At 45.8% G+C, this 5487-nt stretch carries 4 protein-coding genes; 3 read left to right on the forward strand and 1 reads right to left on the reverse strand.

The window, feature by feature from the left end; genetic code table 11:
* Positions 1 to 1963 (reverse strand): hypothetical protein (locus tag QZ147_RS07995; RefSeq protein ID WP_295149067.1); only part of this gene is annotated, 1963 nt, incomplete at its 3' end.
* Between the two features lie 149 nt (positions 1964 to 2112).
* Here QZ147_RS07995 and groES point away from each other — a divergent pair.
* The 3 genes from groES to QZ147_RS08010 all read left to right on the forward strand — a co-directional run.
* Complete coding sequence (gene groES / locus QZ147_RS08000) at positions 2113 to 2373, forward strand: co-chaperone GroES (protein WP_295149070.1); 261 nt, start codon at positions 2113 to 2115, stop codon at positions 2371 to 2373.
* 20 nt (positions 2374 to 2393) lie between these two features.
* A complete protein-coding gene (gene groL, locus QZ147_RS08005) occupies positions 2394 to 4028 on the forward strand; it encodes a chaperonin GroEL (protein WP_295149072.1) in 1635 nt (544 codons plus the stop codon).
* A 128-nt stretch (positions 4029 to 4156) separates the two neighbouring features.
* Positions 4157 to 5487 (forward strand): phosphomannomutase/phosphoglucomutase (locus QZ147_RS08010; RefSeq protein WP_295149074.1); only part of this gene is annotated, 1331 nt, incomplete at its 3' end.

Consider the following 5487-nt stretch of genomic DNA (forward strand, 5'->3'; position numbering starts at 1 on the left):
CCGTAGCCTTACCGCCAAAAAGATCCGCGTCCGCGTTTATCTCTAAATTTTCGCCCGATTTTACCGCGTCGCCCGCGACTTCAAGCGCGCCTTGTAGTTCGCGTCCGCTCAAAAATTTTAGCCGCGCGAGCTCGGGCGCATAGGCGGTAAATTTCGCCGCCGCGTCGCCGTTATTTAGGTTAAATTTCCCGTTGGCGCTTTTTATATCAAGCAGCGTCGAGGACGCGACGGCGCTAAAATCGGCTACGCTTTTTTTGATTTTTACGCCCGCGTCCGCGCTAAATTTTACGCCGGCGGGGAATTCTTTACCGCTTAACTCGCTCGCGGCTTTTTCGTAAATTCGTCCGTTTTTAAGTGAAATTTTTAGCTCGCCGTTTAAATTTTCGCGCTTAAAACCGCTAAAATCCGCATCTATCGTTACCGCGCCGCTTGCCAGCGGATTAAGCCCCGCTAATAAAAACGCGTCTTGAAGCGCGCCGTTTTGAACGTTTAAGCTTAAAGCTTCGCCGCTAAAATTCGCCTTTATTCGCCCGCTAAGCGCGTCTCCTTCGGCGCTAAATTTTAAAATTTCGCCGTCTTTGGCGCCGAGTTCGCCGCGTAAATTAACGGGCGAGCTAAGCTCGTAGCCAAGCAATTTTTTAAAATTTTTAGGCTCGTTAGCCGTTAGCGTAAATTTCGCGTTAAGCGTGTTTGCGGCGATGTCGTAGCCGCCCGATATCTCTTTTAGGCTTGCTAGTGGCGTTAAGAGATTCGCGCTAAAATCCGCGAGCGAGTTTTTGACGTTTGCGCTTGCTATTAGGCTAAAATCCGCGTCTTGCGAAAGTTTTACGCCCAGCGCCTTTAAGTTTGCGGCGTTTAGCTTGCCGCCCGAAGTAGCGAGTTTTACGTCTCCTTTTATGTTTTTAGCGTCCGTTAAATTTTCAAGCGTCGCTTCGCCGTTAATCGTAGCGTCCGCGTAGGCGGGTAGGGCGGCTAGATTTAAAATTTGAGCTAATCTAAGCCCTAAAATTCGCGCGTTTAGCTTGCCGTCTTTTAAATTTGCCTCGACTTTTCCGCCTAGTCCGTCGATCGTCGCGTTTAAATTTTCAAGCCCGTTTTGCGCTACTCTCGCATCGCCCGCGATTTTAAGCGCGCCGCTTAATTTTTGCTTTATTAAAGGTTCTAGTTTTGCAAGGTCGGGCGCGTCTAGCCAAAAATCCGTCGTCAGCGCATTCGCGCCTAGATCGTAGGTAGTTTCGCTGGTTTTTGCCGTAGCTACTGGCGTAATAAATACTGTTTTAGCCGAAATTTTATCGCCGTTTATTTTAGCGTTTATCGCCCCTTTTAGCGCGAAATTTGCAGGCAGAGTTACGTTAAAGTCGCGCTTTATCGCTTCGGCGTTTGCCAACGAGTCGTAGAGTAAAATTTCAGCCGCGCCGTTACGCTCTTTTACGTCCGCCGTTACGTCGATTAGCCCGTCTGCGTAAGGAGGCTTGTCAAGAAGCGCCAAAGCGTCCGAAACTTGCGCCGATTTTAGATTTAGCGCGAAAGCTAACGGTCGGTAGTCTTTGATTCGCGCGCTAAAATTCGCGTTTGAACCGAGCGCCTTTCCCGCTCCGTCTGCAGTAAAATCGGCAAAAGCGCCGTTAATTTTACCGCTAAAATTTAGCGGATTTTTTAGCGTTAAATTTGCCGATTTTAGCGAATTCGCCGAAATTTTATAAGATAAATACATTTTTTGCGTAAAAAGCGATAGCTCGCCGCTAATTTCGGCTAAAATTTCGCCGTTTATCGTAGCTTGCGCGTAAATAGAGCTAAAATTTAGGTTAAATTTTTGAAATTCAAGCCGAATACCCGCTTTTTGATCGGCGAAATTTTGCGCGTAAGAGGCGAGCAAAGAGTTGCCGTAAGAGCTAAAAATAAAACCAGCGGCGCATAAAATAAGGACTAATAATCCGCCTAAAACGTAAGCTAAAAATTTCATATTTTACCTTTCTTGATTAGAAATATTGAGCCTAAACGGCTAAACTTTTTTAAAATTTACCATTAAAATATTGACTTTTTAAATAAAAAGTGCTAATATCTCATCACTCGAAAATAAAGAGTGCTAAAAATCAAACCAAAGGATGAACGATGAACTTTCAACCGTTAGGCAAACGCATTCTAGTTGAGCGCGTGGAAGAGACTAAAACCACGGCTTCCGGCATTATTATACCCGACAACGCGAAAGAAAAACCTTTAAGCGGTAAAACGCTAGCCGTAGGCGGCGAAGTAGAGGGCGTAAAAGTAGGCGACGCGGTAGTCTTCGGAAAATACGCGGGTACGGAAATAACGCTTGATAACAAGCCTTATTTGGTACTAAATTTAGACGACGTTTTGGGCGTAATTAAATAATTTAATTAAAAGGAAAAGCGATGGCAAAAGAAATTTTTTACTCAGACGATGCGAGAAATAGGCTATACGAAGGCGTGCGCAAACTAAACGACGCTGTAAAAGTAACGATGGGGCCGCGCGGACGAAACGTGTTAATTCAAAAAAGCTTCGGCGCGCCTGCTATAACCAAAGACGGCGTTAGCGTAGCAAAAGAGGTTGATCTAAAAGATACGATCGAAAATATGGGCGCCAGCCTAGTGCGCGAAGTAGCGAGCAAAACAAACGATCAAGCCGGCGACGGCACGACGACCGCGACCGTGTTGGCTCACGCGATATTTAAAGAGGGGTTGCGCAACGTAACCGCAGGCGCTAATCCGATCGAAGTGAAACGCGGAATGGACAAGGAAGTAGCGGCTTTGGTCGAGGAATTAAAGAAAATTTCAAAGAAAGTATCTGGATCTAAAGAGGTGGCTCAGATAGCGACGATCTCTGCGAATTCCGACGAGAGTATCGGTAAATTAATCGCGGATGCGATGGATAAAGTCGGCAAGGACGGCGTCATTACCGTCGAGGAAGCAAAATCCATCCAAGACGAGCTAAACGTAGTCGAGGGTATGCAGTTTGACCGCGGATATTTAAGTCCGTATTTCATAACAAACGCCGAGAAAATGCAAGTCGAACTTCAAAGTCCGTATATTTTGCTTTTCGATAAGAAAATCACGAATTTAAAAGATTTGCTTCCGGTTTTGGAGCAGATTCAAAAGACGGGTAAACCGCTCCTAATTATCGCAGAAGATATCGAGGGCGAGGCGCTTGCTACGCTAGTAGTAAATAAGCTTCGCGGCGTACTAAACATATCCGCCGTTAAAGCTCCCGGCTTTGGCGACCGTAGAAAAGCGATGCTTGAAGATATCGCGATATTAACCGGCGGTGAAGTGATTAGCGAAGAGCTAGGCAGAACGCTAGAAAGCGCGAGTTTACAAGATCTAGGTCAAGCTTCAAGCGTAGTGATCGACAAAGATAACACAACGATCGTAAACGGCGCAGGCGAAAAAGCGGCTATCGATGCGAGAATTACTCAAATTAAGGCGCAAATCGCCGAAACTACGAGCGACTACGACCGTGAGAAGCTGCAAGAAAGATTGGCTAAATTAAGCGGCGGCGTAGCGGTGATTAAAGTAGGAGCGGCTACGGAAACTGAAATGAAAGAGAAAAAAGACCGCGTGGATGATGCTCTAAGTGCCACGAGAGCGGCGGTAGAAGAGGGCATCGTGGTGGGCGGTGGCTCGGCGCTCATTCTAGCTTCAAAGCGCGTAAAATTAAATTTAAGCGGAGATGAAGCGATAGGTGCTGAGATTGTCCGTCGCGCGCTTCGCGCTCCGCTTCGTCAAATAGCCGAAAATGCGGGATTTGACGCGGGCGTAGTAGCTAACGCGGTAGAAACTAGTAAGGATGAAAATTTTGGCTTTAACGCGGCAAGCGGCGAATACGTAAATATGTTTGAAGCAGGTATTATCGATCCCGTAAAAGTCGAGCGCGTTGCACTTCAAAACGCGGTTAGCGTGGCGAGTTTACTACTAACAACTGAGGCAACTATTAGCGAAATAAAAGAAGAAAAAGCAATGCCTGCAATGCCTGATATGGGCGGAATGGGTGGTATGGGCGGCATGATGTAAGCCCGAATTTACCCGACTTTTTGTCGGGTAAATCTCTAAAAATTTCAAAAAAATGATTAGAATTAATAAAAATTTAACTTCTTTTTATCTATAATCCCAAAATTATTTAATCAAAAGATAAAAAAATTATGATAGAAGAAATATTTAGAGAATACGACATACGCGGGATTTTCAGGCAAGATCTAAACGAAACTAGCGTCAAGGCGATCGGGTTAAATTTGGGCCGAGAAATGCTACGCAGGGGCGCAAAAAACGTTAGCGTAGGGTATGACGCTAGGCTAAGCGCGGGCGAGATTTTCGGCTGGTTAGTTAGCGGGCTAAATTTGGCCGGGATCAAGGTCTATGGTATCGGTTTGCTACCGACGCCGGTCGGATATTTTAGCGTGTTTACGGATAAATTTGACGCAAACGTAATGATAACCGGCTCTCATAATCCAAAAGAGTACAACGGCTTTAAAATCACGATTTTTAAGGATAGTTGCTTCGGCGAGGATTTGCAGAAGCTAAAAGTCGCCGTGCTAGCAGACATCGCGGCAAAAACGCAAATTCCAAACGATCTAAGAGCCGAAAAATTCGACATCGCGACGCCTTATAAAAATTTTCTTATAGAGCAGTTTGCACATTTAAAAGCCTTACCGCTTAAAATAGTCATCGACTGCGCAAACGGCGCGGTCGGCGCTGTTTTGCCCGAAATTTGCGAGGCGTTAAATTTAGACGCTAAAATTTTATACCCCGAGCCCGACGGAAACTTCCCAAACCATCACCCAGACCCTAGCGAGGAGAAAAATTTAAGCGATCTAAAAATCGCGCTCAAGGGCGAATTTGACATAGGATTCGGTTTTGACGGCGACGGCGACCGCATCGCTGTTCTAACCAAAAAACGCAACATAAAAGGCGACGAACTAGCGTATCTATATAGCCTTGCGATGAAAAATCCGCGGGTGCTGGGCGAGGTAAAATGCTCACAGAACATGTACGACGAGATCGACGCACACGGCGGCAAAAGCTTCATGGGCAAGACCGGCCACAGCAATATAAAAAAGGCGATGAAAGAGCTAAATATCGACATGGCGGCCGAGGTAAGTGGGCATATTTTCTTTAAAGAGAGGTATTTTGGCTTTGATGATGCGACGTATGCGATGTTTCGCGCGCTAGAGCTTGTGGCTAAAGGCTTTAACCTAGACGGCGAGCTGGATAAACTACCCAAGGTATTTAGCACCGACGAGATCAAGATAAAAACGACCGATGCGCAAAAATTTAAACTGGTTGCAAAGCTAAAAGAGGTTTTGGTTGAAATTTATGAAAACGGCGATACGCAAAATCTGTTAGCAGGCCTAGGTAAGATAGCCGAGATCGTCGACATAGACGGTGTTAGAGTAAGATTTGAGGACGGCAGCTGGGCACTAGTGCGAGCATCAAATACTACGCCGGTTATCGTTACGAGATTTGAAGCTAAAAA

It is taken from the genome of uncultured Campylobacter sp., from assembly GCF_905371695.1.
In the GTDB taxonomy this organism is placed as follows: Bacteria; Campylobacterota; Campylobacteria; order Campylobacterales; family Campylobacteraceae; genus Campylobacter_A.

Coding starts and splice junctions, on each gene's coding strand:
- groES (WP_295149070.1), top strand. CDS start 2,113: ATGAACTTTCAACCGTTAGGCAAACGCATTCTAGTTGAGCGCGTGGAA.
- groL (WP_295149072.1), top strand. CDS start 2,394: ATGGCAAAAGAAATTTTTTACTCAGACGATGCGAGAAATAGGCTATAC.